The organism is Thetidibacter halocola, from assembly GCF_018224955.1.
Taxonomy (GTDB): domain Bacteria; phylum Pseudomonadota; class Alphaproteobacteria; order Rhodobacterales; family Rhodobacteraceae; genus Thetidibacter; species Thetidibacter halocola.
Map to the genome: position 1 here is coordinate 447,608 of NZ_JAGTUU010000004.1, position 20,401 is coordinate 468,008.

A 20,401-nucleotide genomic window follows, 5' to 3' on the forward strand; every position below is an offset into this window, starting at 1 on the left:
GCAGGAACCCCCGCCCGCGAAAATTGTTTGCGCTAACAAGATACGGACCCGATGGACGCCTTCTACGATCCCGGCACCCTGATCGCCGTCCTGACCACGCAACCGCTGGACCGGACGCTGGATTACCGCGCGCCCGAGGGCGGCTGTTTCCAGGGCGCCTATGTCGAGGTGCCGCTGGGCCCACGCAAGGTTCTGGGCGTGGTCTGGGGCGAGGGCACGGGCGATTACGACCTGTCCAAGGTGCGCAGCGTGATCCGGGTTCTTGATGCCGCGCCGATGCGGGCGGAGTTGCGGACCTTCCTCGAACGCGCCGCCGCCTACACGCTGACTCCGCTGCCCGCGATGCTGCGGCTGGCGACCCGCGCGCCGGGGCTGGGCGATCCGCCCTCGATGCGCAAGGTCTACCGGCGCGGTTCTGGCGAGCCCGACCGCATGACAGACGCCCGCGCCCGCGTGCTGGACGCGGCAGAGGAAATGGGTGGGCTGGCGCTGACCCTGTCGGAACTGGCCGAAAGCGCGGGCGTCACACCGCAGGTGGTCAAGGGGCTGCTGCCCTCGGGCGCCATCGTCGAAGAGGACACGCCGCGCGACACGCCCTTTCCGCCGCTCGACCCGGATCACGGCTCCAAGGATCTGACAGACGATCAGGCACAGGCCGCAGAGGCCCTGCGCGCCGGCCAGGATGGCACCTATTCCACCACGCTGCTCAAGGGCGTGACAGGATCCGGAAAGACCGAGGTCTATCTCGAGGCCGTCGCGGAATGCCTGCGCCGGGGGCGGCAGGCGCTGGTCCTGCTGCCTGAAATTGCGCTGACGGCGGAGTTCCTGACGCGGGTGCAGGCGCGGTTCGGCGCGAAGCCCGCCGAATGGCATTCCGGCGTCACCATGACCGAACGCCGCCGCGTCTGGCGCATGGTGGGCGAAGGGCAGGCACAGATGGTGATCGGCGCGCGCTCGGCGCTCTTCCTGCCCTTCCAGCGACTCGGCCTGATCGTCGTCGACGAGGAACACGACACCTCTTACAAGCAAGAGGACGGCGTACTGTATAACGCCCGCGACATGGCGGTGCTGCGCGCCTCGATCCTGGGCGCGCAGGTGGTGCTCGCCTCTGCAACGCCCTCGCTCGAAAGCTGGGCAAATGCCGACGCGGGCAAGTACCAACGGCTCGACCTGACCTCGCGCTTCGGCCCCGCGATCCTGCCCGAGATGCGCGCCCTCGACATGCGGGGCGAGGACATGGCCCCGAACACCTGGATCTCGCCGTCCCTGCGCCGCGCCGTTACGCAGCGGATGGAGGCGGGCGAACAGGCGCTTCTGTTCCTCAACCGCCGGGGCTATGCGCCGGTCACGCTGTGCCGCGCCTGCGGGCAACAGATCGGCTGCCCGCATTGCGACGCGCGGATGGTGGAACACCGGTTCCTGAAACGACTCGTCTGCCACCAATGCGGCGAGAGCACGCCGATCCCCACCACCTGCCCTTCCTGCGGGGCCGAGGACCGGCTGGCGCCCGTCGGGCCGGGGGTGGAACGACTGGCGGAGGAAGCGGCCAGCGCCTTTCCCGACGCGCGCATCGCCGTCCTGTCCTCGGACCTCTACGGCACGGCGCGCGAGCTCAAGGCGCAGATCGAATCCATCGCGGCGGGCGGCTGCGACATCATCATCGGCACGCAGCTTGTGGCCAAGGGGCACAACTTTCCCCTGCTGACGCTGGTGGGGGTGATCGACGCCGACCTCGGCCTGCAAGGATCGGACCTGCGCGCGGCGGAACGCACGTTCCAGCTGATGCGGCAGGTGGCGGGGCGCGCGGGGCGGGCCGACCGGCCCGGAGAGGCGCTGTTGCAGACCTTCCAGCCCGAGCACCCGGTGATCCGCGCGATCCTGGGCGGGGACGAGGAAGCCTTCTGGAGAGCCGAGGCAGACGAGCGCCGCGCCGCCGGGATGCCGCCCTATGGACGGCTGGCGGGCGTGATCCTGTCGGGGTCCGAGGTCGACCGGGTGTTCGATCTGGGCACCTGGCTGGCGCGGCACGACGCGGCGCTGCGGCGGGTGGGGGCGCAGGTCTATGGCCCGGCGCCCGCGCCCATCGCGCGGGTGCGGGGGCGGCACCGGGTGCGCCTGCTGGTCAAGGCGGCCAAGGGCACCGCGCTGCAACCGGCGCTGGCGGACTGGGCCGGTCAGGTGCGGCTGAAAGGCGACCTGCGCATGGCGATCGACATCGACCCGCAGAATTTCTTCTGAGGGGGGCGGTGCGTGCCAGCACGCACCCTACCGCGCGGCGCGGATTGAACGGGGCACCCCGGGCGCGGAATCAAGGGCCGCAGGCTCGCCGCGCCAGAGACGACGCGCCACCGCCCGAACGGCGCAAGACCGCGTTTCACAGATTGGCCGAAACGATTGAACGGACCACCCCGGGCGCGGAAACAAGGCGCGCAGCGCCGCCGCGCCAGAGACGACGCGCCCCCACGCGGCGGCTCTCTTGTGCCGTTTGTCCCTCGCTCAGAGGTCGTCCGGGAAGACCGGGATAAAGCGCCGCCGCCCCACCGGAGCAGAGCCACCGCGCGCGTCGTCTCTGGCGCGGCTCGTAAAGTTATGGTGCTTTCTTAGGTACTTTTTTTGAAAGTGTATCGAGGCCTTCCGGCAAAACGATCGCTCTCTGGATGAACTGCTCAAGAGTGTCGATTAGCAAATCGACGTCGTTAGCGGACGGCTGCCAACCACGATGGATTACAGCGGAACCAGCATCCACCAACTCCTTGAGGACATCTTTTTCCCGTGGAGAAATGTGGCCTTTGGCTCTCAGCTGTTCAATTTTGTCTTGAAAAGATAAGTCTCGATTAATGCCAAGATCATCAGCGGCAATCTCAAAGCCTGTGCGAACCCCTAGCGCTGAAAACGTGTAGTGGCCGCTGTTGTAGAGGGTAATAATCTCGCTAATCAGGAAATCGAGGTATTCGTGTGCTACGCCAAACTTTGTTGTCTGCCACTTTGGGCTACTGCGCCTTTGCATCGAAGGGAAGAGCGTAATTCTCTCCGGGATCACCACTTCTGTAGCGCCGGTCACCGGGTGAGTGACGTAGTCATAGTCTTCTGAGAACGTGGAAAATTCCCCGTAAAAAATTGTGTCGCAGCCTAAACAGCGGAGGATTATATGCTTTGCACTCGCTGATACTGGACCGTAATCCCGCACTTCTTTAACTCCGGTTTCCACTGCACAATTCTGTCGTCTACAGCACTCCGGGCAATCAACTTTCCTAAATTCGCCTCCGGCGATAATGCTACGACTAATCTCTGGATCGTCATTCACACATCCAACTCCTCCACGAACCGCGCGTTCTCCTGGATATACTGAAAGCGCAGTTCCGGCTTCTTGCCCATCAGGCGCTCGACCAGGTCGCCGGTCTCTCCGGGTTCGTCCTCGTCGATGGTCACGCGGATCAGCGTCCGCGTCGCGGGGTCCATCGTGGTGTCCTTCAGGTCCTTGGCGTCCATCTCGCCCAGGCCCTTGAACCGCTGCACGTCGATCTTGCCCTTGCCGCCCAGCCCCCTGGCCATCGCGGCCTCCTTGGCGGCGTCGTTGGCGACATAGATCCGCTTCGGCCCCTGCGTCAGGCGATAGAGCGGCGGGCAGGCCAGGTACAGGTGCCCGTTGTCGATCAGCGGCCGCATCTGGGTGAAGAAGAAGGTCATCAGCAGCGAGGCGATATGCGCGCCGTCCACGTCGGCGTCGGTCATGATGATGACCTTCTCATAGCGCAGGTCGTCGATGTTGAACTTGCTGCCCAGCCCCACGCCCAGCGCCTCGCACAGATCGCGGATCTCGGCGTTCGAGGTCAGCTTGTTCGAGGCCGCGCCCAGCACGTTCAGGATCTTGCCCTTGAGCGGCAGCAGCGCCTGCGTCTCGCGGTTGCGCGCGCCCTTGGCCGAGCCCCCGGCCGAGTCGCCCTCGACGATGAAGATTTCCGTCCCCTCGCGGGTCTTGGAGGAACAATCGGTCAGCTTGCCGGGCAGGCGCAGTTTCTTGGTGGCGGACTTGCGGGCGGTTTCCTTTTCCTGCTTGCGCCGCATCCGCTCCTCGGCCCGCAGGACGAGGAAATCGAGGATGGCGCCTGCGGATTTGGTGTCGGCCGCCAGCCAGTTGTCGAAATGGTCGCGCACCGCGCCCTCGACCAGCCGGGTCGCGGATTCGGATGACAGGCGATCCTTGGTCTGCCCGACAAAGGCCGGGTCGGCGATGAAGCACGACACCAGCGCGCAGCCCCCGGTCAGCATGTCCTCGCGGGTGATCTGCGCCGCCTTGCGGTTGCCGACAAGCTCGCCATAGGCCTTGATCCCCTTAAGGATCGCCGCCCAGAACCCCGCCACATGCGTGCCGCCCTCGGGCGTGGGAACCGTGTTGCAGTAGGACTGGATGAACCCGTCGCGCGAGGGTGTCCAGTTGATCGCCCATTCGACATAGCCGGCCTCGTTGAATTTCTCCCGGAACTCGACCTTGCCGGCAAATGGCTGCTCGGCATAGACGGCGGATTTGCCCAGCGTTTCCGAGAGATAGTCCTTGAGGCCGCCGGGAAAGTGAAAGGTCGCCTCGGTGGGCGTCTCGCCATCGTCGACAGCGGATTTCCAGCGGATCTCGACGCCCGAGAACAGGTAGGCCTTGGACCGCACCATCTTGAGCAGGCGCGCGGGCTTGAACCGGTGGTGGCCAAAGATCTCCTCGTCGGCGTGGAAGGTAACGGTGGTGCCGCGCCGGTTTGGGGCGCTGCCCACCTTTTCCACCGGGCCCTGCGGCTTGCCGCGCGAGAACCGCTGTTCGAACAGTTCCTTGTTGCGGGCGACCTGGACGACCATCAGGTCTGACAGCGCATTGACCACGCTTGAGCCCACGCCATGCAGGCCGCCCGAGGTCTGGTAGGCCTTGCCGCTGAACTTGCCGCCCGCGTGCAGGGTGCAGAGGATCACCTCGAGCGCGGATTTGCCGGGGAATTTCGGGTGCGGATCGACCGGGATGCCGCGGCCGTTGTCGCGCACCGTGACCGAGAAATCCTCGTGCAGCTCGACCTCGATGCGGTTGGCATGGCCCGCCACCGCCTCGTCCATCGAGTTGTCGAGGATCTCTGCCACCATGTGGTGCAGCGCGCGCTCGTCTGTGCCGCCAATATACATGCCGGGGCGCTGGCGGACGGGCTCCAGCCCCTCCAGCACCTCGATCGAGGAGGCGTCGTAATCGGACACGTCGGCTGCGGAAAGAAGGTCGTCGGCCATGGTGCTGCTCTGCCTGTTCTTGGATTGTGCCGCAGTATGGCAGAGCGCGCCGGGCGGTGGAAGGGTTCCGGTGCCCGGGCTCAGCGCGAGAACGCGCCGGGCGACAGATCGAAGAAGGCCGCGCGCGGCGTGTCCAGCGAGACGGCAACAGGCGGGGCGGCTTCGGGGCCCGGCAAGACGATCTGCGCGGCCACGCCCAGGCCCACGATGGCGCAGAGCACAGTCAGAACCGGCGCGTGCGGGTCGCGCGGTCGGCTCGTGTCGGGGCGGGTGTGACGCTTTGGCATGGGCGCAAACTCATCGAGGATTGCGCGGAAATTTCGGCGCGGGCCGGGCGGTTTCCGGTCAGGCGTTTTCGGCTGCGTCGAAATCGACATGGATGTGGTTGCCATCGGGGTCGTGGAAATTGACCTGCACGATGGGAAAGCCCGGAACCGGGTCGATGCTGTAGGGGATCTTGTGCGACTCCAGCGTTTCCCGGAACCCCGCCATGCCCGTCGCGCGAAAGGCGAAATGCTCCATCGTGGCGGCGCGGCCAAAGCAGCGCGCCTCGGCCACGGCGACCAGGTGAATCAGCGCGCGGTCGCCTAGGTAGAGCCACGCGCCGTCAAAGCTGAAATCGGGGCGCTTGCCGGGATGCATGTCCAGCACTGCGCCATACCAGGCGATCATCTCGGGCAGGCGGGTGGTGCGCAGGTTGACATGGTCGAAGGCGGTCAGCGGCATCAGGAGGGTTTCCTTGTCAGGTCGACTGCGCCGAGCACGTTGCAGCCAAGGGTCACGCGCAGGGCAGTGACCAGTTCATCCACGGTCTCGGCGCTGACATACTGACCGCCCGTGTCGTCGGCAAGACAGCGCGCAACGCTGACCGCCTCGGCATAATCCGTGCTTTCCCAGCCGAAATGGTCGCCGCGCACCTTGTAGCCGATGACATGCACGGTCAGGCCCGGCGCAAGCGCCCTGAACTCCGCGGCCAGCTGGCAGGGCGCGCCGTTGCAGGTTTCCTTGCCGTCCGTCACCAGGACAACCGCGCCCGGTTGGTTGCGCCAGTCCAGCACCTCGGCCGCCTGCCGCACCGCCTCTGTCAGGGGCGTGCCGCCAGCCGGGCGCAGCGCATCGACCTCGGACACGATGCGGGGCGCGGCATCCCATTGCGGGGTAAAGCGCAGCGAGATGTTGCGGCAGGTCCGGTCGCCGCCCGGCCCGTAGATCACCAGGCCAAGGCGGCGGACCGGCGCGATTTCCGGCAGCGCTTGCCGCAGGGCGGCCCGCGCCTCGGAGATGCGCGGCACGCCGATCTGGTTGAAGCCGATCTCGGCCATAGAACCCGAGCCGTCGAAGACGATCATCGCGTCCTCGGTGCAGCGTTCGCCGGCGGCAAGCGGCGCCGCGGCCAGCACAAGGGCGGAGAGAAGGCGCAGCAACATGGGGGCGGTCCTTTCGCGCCGATGGTGCCAGTGACGGGGGACGTCTGTCCACTCTTTCGCGCGGGGCAAAGCCGTGGCACTGTCCGCCGCATGACACAGCTCACCACGATTGCAGGCGATCCCCTGCCCCCCTTCGCCTTCGGCACGATGCAGTTCGGCGCCCGCGCCGACGAGACCGCCAGCCGCGCCATGTTCGAATCCTGCCGCGAGGCGGGCATCCGGCATTTCGACACGGCCCATGCCTATAACGGCGGCGCCTCGGAAACCCTGCTGGGCCGTTTTGCCGCCGCCGAACGCGACCGGCTGTTCATCGCAACCAAGGCCGCCTATGCGGGCGGCGCCTCGGCCGCGAACATCCTGTCGAGCTTTGACGAAAGCCGCGCCCGGCTGGGCATGGACACGGTCGACCTGCTCTACATGCACCGCTGGGACGACGCGGTGCCGCTTGAGGAGACCTTTGGCGCGCTGGCGCAGTTGCAGCAGGCGGGCAAGGTGCGCTTTGTCGGCGTGTCGAACTATGCCGCGTGGCAGGTGATGAAGGCGCAAGCGGTGGCGGAACGGCTGGGCACGCGGATCGACGTGATCCAGCCGATGTACAACCTGGTGAAACGCCAGGCCGAGGTCGAGATCCTGCCGATGTGCGCGTCCGAAGGCATCCTGCCGGTGCCCTATTCGCCGCTGGGCGGCGGTTTGCTGACGGGCAAGTATGTCTCGGGCGGCAGCGGGCGTCTGACCGAGGACGACCGCTATGCCGAACGCTATGGCCTGCCTTCGATGCATGCGGCCGCGGCGGAACTGGTCGCCATCGCGCGCGAGGTGGGAGCCGATACCGCGACGCTGGCGGTGGCCTGGGTCGCGGCGAACCCCGCGCGGCCCGTGCCGATCCTGTCCGCACGCTCGGCGGCGCAACTGCGCCCCTCGCTCGAGGGGATGCGTTACCCCATGGATGCGGCACTATATGCGCGGCTGTCCAAGCTGGTGCCCGCACCGCCGCCCGCGACGGACCGCAACGAAGAGGCGTGAGCAGGGTTCCGCCGCGCCTTCGGCGCGCCGACCGGCCGGGGGCGTTGGCCCCGGACCCCCAAGATATTTTCAGCCAGAAGAAGAGGCGCCGTCAGCGCCAAGTGACGACGTCTTCCAATGGGGCACGGGTGGTCCGGAACCCGTTGGCGGGATGATCCGGCTTGGGATAGCCCAAGGCGATGCCGCAAAGGATATCGCGGTCTTCGGCGATGCCGAACCAGTCGCGCATGAAGGGTGAGAAGCCGGCGACCGAGGCCATGGCGATCGAGGCAATGCCGCGCGCCTGCAAGGCCAGCAGTGTCGCGGTTACGAAGGCGCCGCAATCGAGGACACCATAGGCGCCCAAGGCCTTGGGCGTCGTGATCAGCAGGAAATGCGGCGCGCCGAACAGACGGAAATTCTCGCGCATCTGGGCGGTCGAGGCGGTGCGGTCGCCCTTTTGCACACCCACCGCATCATAAAGCTGCCAGCCGCAGGTGCTGCGGCGCTCCTTGTAGACGCCCTCGTAGGCGGCGGGGAAGGGAATGTCGCTGCTGTGCGGCGCGGTTTTCGTGTGCTCGTAAAGGGCAGCGGCAAGGTGGGCGGTTTCCTCGGCCCCGCAGGCATGGACCTGCCAGGGCTGTGAATTGCACCAGCTGGCGACATGCTGCGCGTCGGCCAGCGCCGCGTCGATCAACTCACGCGGCACCGGGTCGGGGCTGTACGCGCGGCAAGAGAAGCGGGTGCGCAGCACGCGGCCCAGGGTTTCGGCGTCTTGGGTCATATGAGGCCCCTGTCCTTGAGGTCTTGCAGGATGGCGTCGGTATGCTGGCCCCGCCCAGGGCTTTCGCCTGGCCGGCAGGTCTGCCCGTCGAAGCGTGGCGCAGGCATAGGGGCGCCGCCCGACCAGATGCCGCGGGCGGCGACATGGGGGTCGGATTGCGCCTCTGCCGGCGACAGGACGGGGGCGACGCAGGCGTCGGAGCCGTCGAACAGGGTGGCCCAGTGGTCACGCGGCTGTCCGGCGAAGATCGCGGCGAGGCGGTCTGCCTGGGCGGCCCATTGCGCCGGTTCGAATTGCGCGGCGAAGGCGGGATCGTCCTCGAGGCCCATGAGGCGGAGGAATTCGGCATGGAACTTCGGCTCGAGGCATTGGACGGAAACGTATCTGCCATCGGCGCAGGCATAGCAGCGCGACCAGTGCGGGCCGTCGAGCAGGCTTTGCCCGCGGGCGGTCGTCGAGAATTGCGCCCCCATGGACAAGAGCAGCGCCATCATGTGGCTGGCACCGTCGAGAATGGCGGCGTCGACCACGCTGCCCTGCCCCGTCGCGCGGGCGTTCAGCAGCCCCGCCAGCATGCCGACCGAGAGGTAAAGCGCGCCCGCCCCGATATCGCCCAGCATCGTGGGCGGCACGCCCGGCGCCTGGCCCGGCAGGCCGGCGTAGAACAGTGCGCCCGAGAGCGCGAGGTAGTTCAGGTCGTGTCCCGCCTGCGCCGCGCGCGGCCCATCCTGCCCCCAGCCGGTCATCCGGCCATAGACGAGGCGCGGGTTCAGCGCGCGAGCCTCGGCCGGGCCAAGGCCGAGACGTTCCATGACGCCGGGGCGCATGCCCTCTGTCAGGCCGTCGGCGGAGCGGATGAGGGCGCGGGCGGTGGCGAGGTCGGCGGGTTCCTTTAGGTCGAGCGCGATGGAGCGCTTGCCGCGGTCCAGCAGGTTGCGTTCCGGCGCACCGGGTGCGGTGCCCCCCCCCTTGCGGTGGATGACGATGAGTTCGGCGCCCAGATCAGCCAGCAGCATGCCGGCAAAAGGCGCCGGGCCCAGCGCCTCGAATTCCACGATGCGGATGCCGTCGAGCATGGCTGTCCTCCCCGGGGGAGTGAAGCGGATATGGCTGGGGATGGAAAGGGGGCTCTGCCCCCGTCTCCCTTCGGGAGCCTCCCCCGGAGTTTTCCTGGCAAGATGAAACGCAGGCGTTTCGCTTTCGTTCCGGGCGGCCTATCTGTGGCGCATGGTGGAGTTGCCGAAATCCTTGCAGGGCTGGTTCGATGCGCGCGGCTGGGCGCTGCATCCGCATCAGCGCGCCATGCTGGAACGCCGCGACGAGGCGGCGCTGTTGCTGATTGCACCGACCGGCGGGGGCAAGACGCTAGCGGGGTTCCTGCCGACGCTGGTGGAACTGGCGGAGGCGCCGCGGGGCGGGCTGCACACGCTGTATGTCTCGCCGCTTAAGGCGTTGGCGGCGGACATCCGTCGCAACCTGACGGTGCCCATCGAGGAAGCGGGCCTGCCGATCCGGGTGGAGGACCGGACCGGGGACACGCCGTCCTCCCGCAAGCTGCGGCAGCGGGCCGATCCGCCGCATATCCTGTTGACGACGCCGGAGTCGCTGGCTCTGCTGACCTCCTACGAGGATGCGCCCCGGATGTTCGCGGGCCTCCAGCGGGTGGTGGTGGACGAGATCCATGCGCTGGCGGAAAGCAAGCGGGGCGACCAGCTGATGCTGGCGCTGGCGCGATTGCAGGGGATGTGCCCCGGTCTGCGGCGGGTGGGCCTGTCGGCGACGGTCGAGGACCCGCCGGCGCTGGCGCGGTTCCTGGCACGGCATCCCGATCCCTGTGCCGTGCTGGAGGCCGATCCGGGGCCGGACCCGGATATCTCGATGCTGGTCACGGACGAGCCGCCGCCCTGGTCGGGAGGCGGCGCGAAATACGCCATCCCCGCTGTGCTGGAGCAGGTCAAGCGCCACAAGACCACACTGATCTTTCACAATACCCGCGCTCAGGCCGAGCTGTTCTTTCACAACCTGTGGCTGGCGAACGAGGATGGGTTGCCGATCGGCATCCACCATGGCTCGCTTGATCGTGGCCAGCGGGAAAAGGTCGAGGCGGCGATGGTCGCGGGCCAGTTGCGGGCCATCGTCTGCACCGGGTCGCTCGACCTTGGGATCGACTGGGGCGATGTCGACCTCGTGATCCAGGTCGGAGCGCCGAAGAACGTCAAGCGGCTGGTGCAGCGGATCGGGCGGGCAAACCATCGCTACAACGCGCCGTCCAAGGCGCTGCTGGTGCCTGCGAACCGGTTCGAGGTTGTCGAATGCCTCGCCGCGCTGGAGGCGGTGCGGGCGCATGACCTCGATGGCGACCCGCGCGGACGGGGGCCGCGCGACGTGCTGTGCCAGCATATCCTGATCGCCGCCTGTTCCGGGCCGTTCGAGGCCGGCGCACTGTACGACGAGATGCGCAGCGCCGGACCTTATGCCGACATCACGCGCGCCGAATTCGACTCCTGTCTCGATTTCTGCGCCACCGGGGGTTACGCGCTGCGGGCCTACGACCGGTGGCAAAGGCTGATGCAGAGGCCCGATGGCCTGTGGCAGCTGCGCGACCCCCGCTCTGCCGTGCGCATCCGGCAGAACGTGGGCACGATCCAGGACACCGACACGCTCAAGGTGCGTTGGCGCGGGCGGGGCGGGGCGCCGCTGGGCGAGATCGAGGAGGGGTTCGCCGCCAGCCTCGGCAAGGGCGACACGTTCCTGATCGGCGGGCAGATCGTGCGCTACGAGGGGATGCGCGAACTGGTGGTCGAGGTGTCGCGCGATGCCGCGAAGAAGCCCAAGATCGCAACCTTCATGGGGACAAAATTCGCCACCTCGACCCAGCTTTCGGACCGCATCCTGCGGCTTTTCCAGTCCGGCGACTGGTCGGCCCTGCCGGACCACACCGCCGACTGGCTGCGGCTGCAGGCCGAGGTCAGCCGCCTGCCCGAACCCGGACGCCTGCTGATCGAGACCTTTCCGCGCGACGGACGTCAGCAGATGGTGGTCTACGGCTTTGCCGGGCGCAACGCGCAGCAGACGCTGGGCCTGCTCCTGACCAAGCGGATGGAGGAGATGGGGCTGGCGCCGATGGGCTTTGTCTCGACCGACTATGCCACGCTGATCTGGGGGCTGGACGCCGTGGTGGACCCGCGCCCGCTGTTCGACCTTGGCGCGCTCGAGGCGGGGCTGGATGGCTGGCTGGCGGGCAACGCCGTGATGAAGCGGACCTTTCGGGCCAGCGCCACCATCGCCGGGCTGATCGAGCGGAACCTGGGCGGGCAGCGCAAGACCGGGCGGCAGGCCACCATGTCGTCCGACATCCTCTATGACACGCTTCTGAAATATGACCCCGATCACCTGCTGATGACGATCACCCGCGAGGAGGCCCTGCGCGGGCTGGTGGATTTTGCCCGTATCCGCGAGATGTGCGCGCGGGTGGGCGACCGGATCGATCACCTGGCGCTCAGCCGCGTGACGCCGCTGGCCGCGCCGCTGTTCCTCGAACCGGGGCGGGTGCCGATCAACGGTGCGGCGGACGAGCGCCTGTTGCAGGAGGAGGTCACGCGCCTGCTGGACGAGTCCGGGCTGGCACAGGTGGCGGTGCAGCCGCGGCCTTGGCGGGTGCCTTACTAGTCACGCCTGCCGGTGGGCCGAGGGTGCCACGCCGAATTCCATGCGATAGGCGCGGGTCATCGCGCCCGCGTCCTGGTAGCCGCAGCGGCCGGCGATCTCGGCGATGCCGAGGTCGCTCAGTTCGACCAGACGCCGTGCCTCGCGCAGGCGCAGGGCACGGTAGACGCCGTTCGGCGTCAGGCCTGTCTCGCGGCGGAACACCTGTTCCATAAGGCGCTGGCTGATGCGCATCTGCGCGGCGATCTCGGCGATGGGCAGCGGTTCTTCCAGCCGCCGCCGCATCAGCGCCGTCGCGCGGCGCACCATTGCCCCCGGCGACTTGCCGCGCAGCGGGTCGCGCAGGCCGGGCGCGTCGCCATGCATGAACAGCGCCGCCACCTCGAGCGCGAAGATCGGCGAATGGTGGCGGCGGATCAGTTCCAATGTCAGGTCAAAGGCGGTGGCCGCGCCGCCGCAGGTGGCGATATCCGGCTCCAGAACGAAACGATCATCGGTCACGGTGACATCGGGAAATGCCTCGGCAAAGGCGTCGAGTTCGTGCCAGTGGATCGTCGCGCGCCGCCGGTCCAGAAGGCCCGCCGCCGCCAGCAGCCAGGCGCCGGTATCCAGCCCCACCAGCGTCGCAAACCGCCGCCGCGCCGCGCGCAGGGTCTGGCCCAGTGCCGGCGTGACCCAGACGCGATGACCATAGCTGGGCATGACGAACAGGAAGTCGCCCGAGGGACGCGCCTTGGCCCAGCTTTCGGTCTCAACCGTCAGGCCGCTGGACGAGGCTACAGGCCCGCCTGTCAGGGTCAGGAACGACCAGCGATAAAGCGACTTTCCCGCGATCGTGTTGGCGGCGCGGAAGGGCTCGATCGTGTTGGCCAGGCAATGGTTCGAGAACTGCGGGAACAGCAGCACGGCCATGTGCCGCATGCCTTGCGCATTTTGCGAATCCTGCACGATCATCGCCTAAACTTGCACAACCTTGTCCGCACATCTGTTCCACTCTCGCGGCCACGAGGCAAGAGGAACCCCAGATGCATTTCGGACTGACCGAGGAACAGGAGATGATCGTCTCCACCGTCCGCAGCTTTGTCGAGAACGAGATTTATCCACACGAGGCCGAGGTCGAGCGCAGCGGCGCGGTGCCGCCGGGCCTGGGCGAAGAGATCAAGCGCAAGTGCATCGAGATGGGTTTTTACGCCTGCAATTTTCCCGAAGAGGTCGGCGGCGCAGGCCTGTCGCACCTGGATTTCACGCTGGTCGAGCGGGAACTGGGGCGTGGCTCGATGGCACTGACGCATTTCTTCGGCCGGCCACAGAACATCCTGATGGCCTGCAAGGGCGAGCAGCGCGAGCGTTACCTTTTGCCCGCCGTCCGAGGCGAGCGGATGGACGCGCTGGCGATGACCGAGCCCGACGCGGGGTCGGACGTGCGCGGCATGAAATGCATGGGCGTGCGCGATGGCGGCGACTGGGTGGTGAACGGGTCCAAGCATTTCATCTCGGGCGCCGATCACGCCGATTTCTTCATCGTCTTTATTGCGACCGGGGTCGACGAAACGCCGCACGGGCCGAAAAAGCGGATCACCTGCTTCCTCGTGGATCGCGGAACGCCCGGCTTCGAGGTGCGGCCGGGCTACAACTCTGTCAGCCACCGGGGCTACAAGAACTGCATCCTCTATTTCGACGATTGCCGCCTGCCCGATGCCCAGGTGCTGGGCGAGGTCGATGGCGGGTTCGCGGTGATGAACGAATGGCTTTACGCCACCCGCCTGACGGTGGCGACGTTCAGCGTGGGCCGGGCTCGGCGCTGTTTCGACCATGCCCTGGCCTATGCGGCAGAGCGCAAGCAGTTCGGGCAGCAGATCGCGAAATTCCAGGGTGTCAGCTTTCAGATCGCGGACATGATCACGGAAATTGACGCCGCCGACTGGCTGACCCTGTCGGGCGCGTGGCGGCTGGATCAGGGCCTGCCCGCCAACCGCGAGATCGCCAGCGCGAAACTCTACGCGACAGAGATGCTGGCCCGGGTGACGGACGCAACCTTGCAGATCCACGGTGGCATGGGGTTGATGGACGACCTGCCCATCGAACGCTTCTGGCGCGATGCGCGGGTCGAGCGGATCTGGGACGGCACCAGCGAGATCCAGCGGCACATCATCGGCCGTGAACTCTTCCGCCCCTTGGGCGCCTGAGCCATGCGCTCGCTCAACCGCCTCTTGCGGCCTCGTTCCGTCGCGGTGATCGGTGGCGGCGCGTGGTGCGCCAACGTGCTGCGCGAATGTCGCCGCGCAGGCTTTGACGGAGCGCTTTACGCGGTCCATCCGACAAAGACCGAGGTGGGCGGCGTCGCGACCGTGGCCTCGGTCGCCAACCTGCCAGAGGCGCCGGATGCCGTGTTCATCGGGGTGAACCGGGCGCTGACGGTGGAAACGGTTGCCGCCTTGTCGGCGATGGGGGCCGGGGGCGCGATCTGCTTCGCCTCGGGCTTTGCTGAGGCGGTGGCGGAACTGACGGATGGCGGCGATATGCAAGCGGCGCTGCTGGCGGCGGCTGGCGACATGCCGATCCTCGGTCCTAACTGCTACGGTTTCATCAATGCACTGGACGGCGTTGCGCTCTGGCCAGATCAACACGGGCTGGTTCCGGTCGAGCGCGGCGTCGCCATCATCGGGCAAAGCTCGAACATCGCGCTGAACCTGACGATGCAGACGCGTGGCCTGCCGATCGCTTATCTGGTGACGGCGGGCAACCAGGCGCAGACGGGTCTTTCCGGGATCGGCGAGGCACTGCTCGACGATCCGCGCGTCAGTGCCATCGGATTGCACATCGAGGGGATCGACGATCTGGCAGCCTTTCAGCGCTTTGCGCTGAAGGCGCAGACACAAGGCGTGCCGGTGGTCGCGCTCAAGGTCGGGCGATCGGACCAGGCGCGCGCTGCGACCGTGTCGCACACGGCATCGATTGCCGGCGGCATGGCCGGGGCAGAGGCACTGTTCGACCGGCTGGGCGTGGCCCGCGTGCAGACCCTCGCCGGACTTCTGGAATGCCTGAAGCTGATGCATGTCACCGGGCCGCTGCCCTCGGGCGATATCGTGTCGATGTCCTGCTCGGGCGGCGAGGCAAGCCTGATTGCCGACCTCGCGCATGGCCGCGGAGCGATCCGCTTTGCGTCCCTTTCGGAGCCCCAGAGGAAGGGCCTGCGTGCGGCGCTGGGGCCCAAGGTGGCGCTGGCCAACCCGCTGGATTACCACACCTATATCTGGGGCAACCTGGACGCCACCCGCGCCACGATCACGGCGCTGGTGGACGGTCCGGTATCGCTGGGCCTGATCGTGCTGGACCTGCCCCGTCCCGACCGGTGCCGCGCGGACGACTGGTTCACCGTGATCGAGGCCGCGAAACTGGCGCGGGCGGAAACGGGCAAGCCGCTGGCGATCCTGTCCTCTCTGCCCGAGACCATGCCCGAGGCCGTGGCGCAGCAACTGGTCGCGGACGGCCTGGTGCCGCTCTGCGGCATGGCCGAGGCGCTGGAGGCGATCGAGGCCGCAGCCCGCGCCTATTGCCCCGCGCCCCCCGTCCCGGTCCACGTTCCCGGCCCCGTCTTGGACAACCGCCTGCTGACCGAGGCCGAGGCCAAGACGGCGCTCGCGGAATTCGGCCTGCCCGTGCCGCGTGGCGAGGTCGCCGCCGATGCAGAAAGCGCCATCGAGGTGGCCCGACGCATCGGCTTTCCCGTCGTGCTCAAGGGCCTGGGCCTGGCCCACAAGTCCGAGTCAGGCGCGGTCGCGCTGAACCTGCGCGACGCGGCGGCGTTGCGGCAGGCGGCGCAAGGCATGCCCGGCGCGGGGTTCCTCGTCGAGGCGATGGTGCCCGCCGCCCGGGCCGAACTGCTGGTCGGAGTGCTGCGCGATCCCGCCCACGGGCTGGTTCTGACATTGGCCGCCGGCGGCGTGCTGACCGAGTTGATGACCGACCGCGTCTCGCTGATCCTGCCGGTGACGCGATCCGAGGTGGAAACCGCGCTTCTTTCGGTGAACTATGGCCGCGTCCTGACCGGCTATCGCGGGGCCGCGCCCTGCGACATGGGCGCGATCCTGGACGCCGTGATTGCGGTGCAGGATTTCGCCCTTTCGACCCCGGTGCTGGAGGTCGAGATCAATCCCCTGCTCTGCGGTGCGGATTTCGCCGTGGCGGCAGATGCGCTGGTGCAGCTTGGAGAGGCCGATGACCGATAACCCGATCAAGACCCGGACAGAAGGCCATATCCTGGAGGTCACGCTGGACCGGCCGAAGGCCAACGCCATCGACCTGGCCACCAGCCGGATCATGGGCGAGGTGTTCACGACCTTCCGCGACGACCCCGATCTGCGCGTGGCCATCGTGACCGGCGCGGGGCAGAAGTTCTTCTGCCCCGGCTGGGACCTGAAGGCCGCGGCAGAGGGCGACGCGGTGGATGGCGACTATGGCAAGGGCGGCTTTGGCGGCCTTCAGGAGTTGCGCGGGCTGAACAAGCCGGTGATCGCCGCCGTCAACGGCATCTGCTGCGGCGGCGGGCTGGAACTGGCGCTGTCGGCGGACATCATCCTGGCGGCCGACCACGCGACCTTTGCCCTGCCCGAGATCCGCTCCGGCACCGTGGCGGACGCCGCCAGCATCAAGCTGCCGAAACGCATCCCCTACCATATCGCGATGGAGATGCTGTTCACCGGCCGCTGGCTGGAGGCTGAGGAGGCCGCGCGCTGGGGCATGGTCAACCGCCTGCACCCGGCCGACAGGCTGATGGACGAGGCGTGGACGATGGCGCGGCTGCTGGCCTCGGGCCCGCCGCTGGTCTATGCGGCGATCAAGGAAATCGTGCGCGAGGCCGAGGACATGAAGTTCCAGGACGCGCTGAACCGCATCACCAAGAGCCAGTTCGCCACGGTCGAAGCGCTCTATCGCTCGGAGGACCAGAAGGAAGGCGCCCGCGCCTTTGCAGAGAAACGGGACCCCGCGTGGCAGGGCCGGTGATGGCGCACGGCGCGCGTTCTGCGAACGACGCCCCGCCCGCCATCCCCGGCAGACCCACCGAGACAACACAACAGGAAGGACCAAAGCCATGCCTCTGACGATGACCAAGGATGTCTTCATCACCTGCGCCATCACCGGATCGGGCGGCACGCAGGACCGCAGCCCGCATGTGCCGCGAAGCCCAAGGCAGATCGCCGACAGCGCCATCGAGGCGGCGCGGGCCGGCGCGGCGATCGTGCATTGCCACGTCCGCGATCCCGAGAGCGGCAAGCCGTCGCGCCGCGTCGACCTGTATCGCGAGGTGACCGACCGCATCCGCGCCGCGGACGTCGACGTGGTGCTGAACCTGACCGCTGGCATGGGTGGCGACATCACCTTCGGCTCGCCCGACGCGCCGCTGCCGCTCAACTCCGCCGGCACCGACATGGCCGGCGCGGCCGAGCGCATGGAGCATGTCGCCCAATGCCGGCCCGAGATCTGCACCCTGGATTGCGGCACGATGAACTTCGCCGAGGCAGACTATGTCATGACCAACACGCCCGGCATGCTACGGGCGATGGGCCGGATGATGACCGACCTGGGTGTAAAGCCCGAGATCGAGGCCTTTGACACCGGGCACCTTTGGTTCGCCAAGGAACTGGTCCGCGAGGGCGTGCTGACCTCTCCGGCATTGGTGCAGCTCTGCATGGGCGTGCCCTGGGGCGCGCCGAACGACCTCAATACCTTCATGGCGATGGTCAACGCCGTGCCGCAGGACTGGACCTGGTCGGCCTTCAGCCTGGGCCGCGACCAGATGCCGTTTGTTGCGGCCTCGGTGCTGGCTGGCGGGCACGTGCGGGTCGGGCTGGAGGACAACCTGTGGCTGGAAAAGGGCAAGCTGGCCACCAACGCGCAGCTTGTCGACAAGGCCGTGGGCATCATCGAGCGCATGGGCGCGCGGGTGATGGGCCCCGAGGCGGTGCGTGAGAGGCTCGGCCTGGTGAAGCGCGCGCCAGCCTAGTCCCGAACGCACCCGGACTGTGCACGACTCCGCCTTTCTTCGCCGAAACCGGAATGGGCTGTTTCCAGAAGGTGAAATTCCGTATTCAGTATTCGTGAAGTCTCTGTCGCTCCGGCGGCAACTTTTGTCGGTGTTGGAGTGTGCGCATGGGGTCAGAGGGGACCAGGAATGCCGAAAGCCTTGCGAGGCGGCTGATTCAGGCCACCCGCGCTGCCCGCATCGCCATCTGGGACTGGGACGCCCGCACCAACACGCTGCACTGGTCGCCCGTCTTCCTCGACATTCTCGGCATCGACGAGTCCGAGTTCAACGGTCAGTTGTCGGACTTCACCGATCGGCTCGTGCCCGAGGACCGGGATCGCGTCACCGCCGCGTTGCGGGCCTATCTCGAAGCCGGCACGCCCTACGAGATCGAATACGAGATGTTCCGCGGCGACGGCCGCCGCATCTCGATCTCGGAAAAGGGGCAGGCGACGGTCGACGAAGCGGGCCGCACCACCGGCCTGTCCGGCACGGTCCAGGACATCACCGACCGCCGGACACTGGAAAAGCGGCTGCTGGCAGCGGAACGGATTGGTCAGATCGGCCACTGGCTGCTGGACCTGCGCGAGAACAGGCTGACCTGGTCCCCCGAGGTGTTCCGCATTCACGGCCTAGACCCTGACGATCCGCAGCCGGGCTTGCAGCAGGCGCTGGACTTCTTCCATCCCGACGACCTGCCGCAGGTGCTGGCCAGTCTCGACTCGGTGGTGACCGAGGGCACCGTGCGGGCGCTGGACGCCAGGCTGCGGCTGCCGTCGGGCGAGATCCGGCATGTGCATCTCGACGGTGTGGCGACGATTGGCGAGGACGGGAACCCCACCGAACTGTTCGGCATCATTCACAACAGGACCGAGGCGGCACGGCGCGAGGAGCAGCTGGCGCATGCCCAGCGGATGGAGGCGATTGGCCACCTGGTGGGCGGCGTCGCGCATGATTTCAACAACCTGCTCGCCGTGATCCAGGGCAACCTGGAACTGCTGCACGAGGACGAGGACCGCCGCCTGCTGCCGCGCGGCGAACGGCTGGACATTCTGACCAGCGCGATTTCGGCGACGCGGCGGGGCGCCGAACTGACGCGCAGCCTGCTGGCTTTTGCGCGGAAGTCGCATCTCGAGCCGCAGCTGGTCGACATCAACGACATCGTGCGCGAAACCGACGGCTGGCTATCGCGCGCGATGCCGGCCTCGATCCGGATGAGCACGCGGCTGACCGACGCGTCGGTGATCGTGCGGCTGGATCCCGCCGGCCTTCAGAGCGCGTTGCTGAACGTCATCGTGAACGCGCGCGATGCGATGCCGGACGGCGGCACGATGACCATAGAAACTGCCGTCCGGCATGTCTCGGAGGCCGAGATAGGCACCGAACGCGAACAGCTGGAGACCGGTCACTACGTCATGCTGTCCGTGTCCGATACGGGCAGCGGCATTTCCCCGGAACTGCTGCCGCGCGTGTTCGAACCCTTCGTCACCGGCAAGCGCATCGGCGAGGGAAGCGGGCTTGGCCTGTCGATGGTGCAGGGTTTTGTCCGGCAAAGCGGCGGCTTTGTCCACATCCACTCCGAAACCGGCGTCGGCACCTGCGTCAGGCTCTACTTCCCCGAGACCGAAACCCGCGACAGGCCCGCAGAGGGCCCGGACGCACAGGTGCAACCGGCGGCCCAGGTCAGGACCATGCCCACGGCGCGGATCCTCGTCGCAGAGGATCAGCTGGACGTCCTGTCGGTCATCGTGCGGACCCTGACCCGGGCGGGTTACCAGATCGACGCGGCCACGACCGGCGACGAGGCACTCCGCCGGTTCCGGGAAGGCGGGCGGTTCGACCTGCTGCTGACCGATGTCGTGATGCCGGGCACGTTGAGCGGGCCGAAACTGGCCAAGGCCTGCCGGACGCTGCAACCCGGCCTGCCGGTGATCTTCATGTCGGGCTATGCCAGCGAGGCGACGATCCACGGCAACGGCCTGCATCCCACGGATGTCCGCCTGACGAAGCCGGTTCCGAGGAGCGAACTGCTCGACACGATCCGGGCATGCCTCTCGGGCGGGGACGATGGCGGCTGATCCTGCGGGCAAGCGCGGCCGCTGCCTGTCCTGCGGACGTTCACTGCCGTGCCGTGCATCATCGCCGCCCAATGTGACGGATCGTCTTGGCACCGCCGCGAACCGCGGGCAAGTTGGCCCTGCGCTCTCGCGCCGCGCCGGTGCGTCCGGGGCGCCTCAT

At 67.6% G+C, this 20,401-nt stretch carries 16 protein-coding genes; 8 read left to right on the forward strand and 8 right to left on the reverse strand.

What is annotated here, in order from left to right; all coding sequences use genetic code 11:
- Nucleotides 1-51 precede the first annotated feature (51 nt).
- Nucleotides 52-2,238, forward strand: coding sequence for a primosomal protein N' (locus KB874_RS12260; protein ID WP_212536829.1), 2,187 nt, complete (start codon nt 52-54; stop codon nt 2,236-2,238).
- A 349-nt stretch (nt 2,239-2,587) separates the two neighbouring features.
- Here KB874_RS12260 and KB874_RS23305 read toward each other — a convergent pair whose 3' ends face one another.
- From KB874_RS23305 to KB874_RS12285, 5 genes are all read right to left on the reverse strand, one after another.
- Nucleotides 2,588-3,304: a DUF4145 domain-containing protein gene (locus KB874_RS23305; RefSeq protein ID WP_212536830.1), complete on the reverse strand. Its 717-nt coding sequence runs from the start codon at nt 3,302-3,304 to the stop codon at nt 2,588-2,590.
- A complete protein-coding gene (parE, locus tag KB874_RS12270; protein WP_212536831.1) occupies nt 3,301-5,259 on the reverse strand; it encodes a DNA topoisomerase IV subunit B in 1,959 nt (652 codons plus the stop codon). The genes KB874_RS23305 and parE overlap by 4 nt, the downstream gene beginning before the upstream one ends.
- An 80-nt stretch (nt 5,260-5,339) precedes the next feature.
- Nucleotides 5,340-5,546, reverse strand: a complete 207-nt coding sequence (locus KB874_RS12275) for a hypothetical protein (RefSeq protein ID WP_212536832.1) — start codon at nt 5,544-5,546, stop codon at nt 5,340-5,342.
- A gap of 58 nt (nt 5,547-5,604) precedes the next feature.
- Nucleotides 5,605-5,985 carry a VOC family protein gene (locus KB874_RS12280; protein ID WP_212536833.1) on the reverse strand — a complete coding sequence of 127 codons (381 nt, stop codon included), beginning with the start codon at nt 5,983-5,985 and terminating at the stop codon, nt 5,605-5,607.
- Entirely contained in the window at nt 5,985-6,686 is a 702-nt protein-coding gene (locus KB874_RS12285; RefSeq protein ID WP_249200425.1) for a vWA domain-containing protein, read from the reverse strand. The genes KB874_RS12280 and KB874_RS12285 overlap by 1 nt, the downstream gene beginning before the upstream one ends.
- A 90-nt stretch (nt 6,687-6,776) precedes the next feature.
- Here KB874_RS12285 and KB874_RS12290 point away from each other — a divergent pair, with 90 nt between their 5' ends.
- Nucleotides 6,777-7,709 (forward strand): aldo/keto reductase, encoded by a 933-nt coding sequence (locus KB874_RS12290; RefSeq protein ID WP_212536834.1) that lies wholly within the window; start codon nt 6,777-6,779, stop codon nt 7,707-7,709.
- Nucleotides 7,710-7,800: 91 nt separating this feature from the next.
- Here the strand turns inward: KB874_RS12290 and KB874_RS12295 are convergent, their stop codons facing one another.
- Nucleotides 7,801-8,472, reverse strand: a complete 672-nt coding sequence (locus KB874_RS12295) for a nitroreductase (protein ID WP_212536835.1) — start codon at nt 8,470-8,472, stop codon at nt 7,801-7,803.
- Complete coding sequence (locus tag KB874_RS12300; protein ID WP_212536836.1) at nt 8,469-9,548, reverse strand: CaiB/BaiF CoA transferase family protein; 1,080 nt, start codon at nt 9,546-9,548, stop codon at nt 8,469-8,471. Before KB874_RS12300 ends, KB874_RS12295 begins: the two co-directional genes overlap by 4 nt.
- Nucleotides 9,549-9,699: 151 nt before the next feature.
- Here KB874_RS12300 and KB874_RS12305 point away from each other — a divergent pair, with 151 nt between their 5' ends.
- Nucleotides 9,700-12,141 (forward strand): ligase-associated DNA damage response DEXH box helicase, encoded by a 2,442-nt coding sequence (locus KB874_RS12305; RefSeq protein ID WP_212536837.1) that lies wholly within the window; start codon nt 9,700-9,702, stop codon nt 12,139-12,141.
- Here KB874_RS12305 and KB874_RS12310 read toward each other — a convergent pair whose 3' ends face one another.
- Nucleotides 12,142-13,086: a GlxA family transcriptional regulator gene (locus tag KB874_RS12310; protein WP_428849243.1), complete on the reverse strand. Its 945-nt coding sequence runs from the start codon at nt 13,084-13,086 to the stop codon at nt 12,142-12,144. It abuts the gene before it with no gap.
- 77 nt (nt 13,087-13,163) lie between these two features.
- Here KB874_RS12310 and KB874_RS12315 point away from each other — a divergent pair, with 77 nt between their 5' ends.
- From KB874_RS12315 to KB874_RS12335, 5 genes are all read left to right on the forward strand, one after another.
- Nucleotides 13,164-14,324 carry an acyl-CoA dehydrogenase family protein gene (locus tag KB874_RS12315; protein ID WP_212536838.1) on the forward strand — a complete coding sequence of 387 codons (1,161 nt, stop codon included), beginning with the start codon at nt 13,164-13,166 and terminating at the stop codon, nt 14,322-14,324.
- A 3-nt stretch (nt 14,325-14,327) separates the two neighbouring features.
- Nucleotides 14,328-16,367: an acetate--CoA ligase family protein gene (locus KB874_RS12320; RefSeq protein ID WP_212536839.1), complete on the forward strand. Its 2,040-nt coding sequence runs from the start codon at nt 14,328-14,330 to the stop codon at nt 16,365-16,367.
- Nucleotides 16,357-17,142: a carnitinyl-CoA dehydratase gene (locus KB874_RS12325; RefSeq protein WP_212536840.1), complete on the forward strand. Its 786-nt coding sequence runs from the start codon at nt 16,357-16,359 to the stop codon at nt 17,140-17,142. Before KB874_RS12320 ends, KB874_RS12325 begins: the two co-directional genes overlap by 11 nt.
- A gap of 88 nt (nt 17,143-17,230) precedes the next feature.
- On the forward strand, nt 17,231-18,142 hold the full coding sequence (gene bcoG, locus KB874_RS12330) for a 3-dehydrocarnitine:acetyl-CoA trimethylamine transferase BcoG (protein WP_212536841.1): 912 nt from the start codon (nt 17,231-17,233) through the stop codon (nt 18,140-18,142).
- Between the two features lie 146 nt (nt 18,143-18,288).
- Nucleotides 18,289-20,241 carry a hybrid sensor histidine kinase/response regulator gene (locus KB874_RS12335; RefSeq protein ID WP_212536842.1) on the forward strand — a complete coding sequence of 651 codons (1,953 nt, stop codon included), beginning with the start codon at nt 18,289-18,291 and terminating at the stop codon, nt 20,239-20,241.
- The last annotated feature ends 160 nt before the right edge of the window (nt 20,242-20,401 follow it).

Coding starts and splice junctions, on each gene's coding strand:
- KB874_RS12260 (WP_212536829.1), top strand. CDS start 52: ATGGACGCCTTCTACGATCCCGGCACCCTGATCGCCGTCCTGACCACG.
- parE (WP_212536831.1), bottom strand. CDS start 5,259: ATGGCCGACGACCTTCTTTCCGCAGCCGACGTGTCCGATTACGACGCC.
- KB874_RS12275 (WP_212536832.1), bottom strand. CDS start 5,546: ATGCCAAAGCGTCACACCCGCCCCGACACGAGCCGACCGCGCGACCCG.
- KB874_RS12280 (WP_212536833.1), bottom strand. CDS start 5,985: ATGCCGCTGACCGCCTTCGACCATGTCAACCTGCGCACCACCCGCCTG.
- KB874_RS12285 (WP_249200425.1), bottom strand. CDS start 6,686: ATGTTGCTGCGCCTTCTCTCCGCCCTTGTGCTGGCCGCGGCGCCGCTT.
- KB874_RS12290 (WP_212536834.1), top strand. CDS start 6,777: ATGACACAGCTCACCACGATTGCAGGCGATCCCCTGCCCCCCTTCGCC.
- KB874_RS12295 (WP_212536835.1), bottom strand. CDS start 8,472: ATGACCCAAGACGCCGAAACCCTGGGCCGCGTGCTGCGCACCCGCTTC.
- KB874_RS12300 (WP_212536836.1), bottom strand. CDS start 9,548: ATGCTCGACGGCATCCGCATCGTGGAATTCGAGGCGCTGGGCCCGGCG.
- KB874_RS12305 (WP_212536837.1), top strand. CDS start 9,700: ATGGTGGAGTTGCCGAAATCCTTGCAGGGCTGGTTCGATGCGCGCGGC.
- KB874_RS12315 (WP_212536838.1), top strand. CDS start 13,164: ATGCATTTCGGACTGACCGAGGAACAGGAGATGATCGTCTCCACCGTC.
- KB874_RS12320 (WP_212536839.1), top strand. CDS start 14,328: ATGCGCTCGCTCAACCGCCTCTTGCGGCCTCGTTCCGTCGCGGTGATC.
- KB874_RS12325 (WP_212536840.1), top strand. CDS start 16,357: ATGACCGATAACCCGATCAAGACCCGGACAGAAGGCCATATCCTGGAG.
- bcoG (WP_212536841.1), top strand. CDS start 17,231: ATGCCTCTGACGATGACCAAGGATGTCTTCATCACCTGCGCCATCACC.
- KB874_RS12335 (WP_212536842.1), top strand. CDS start 18,289: ATGGGGTCAGAGGGGACCAGGAATGCCGAAAGCCTTGCGAGGCGGCTG.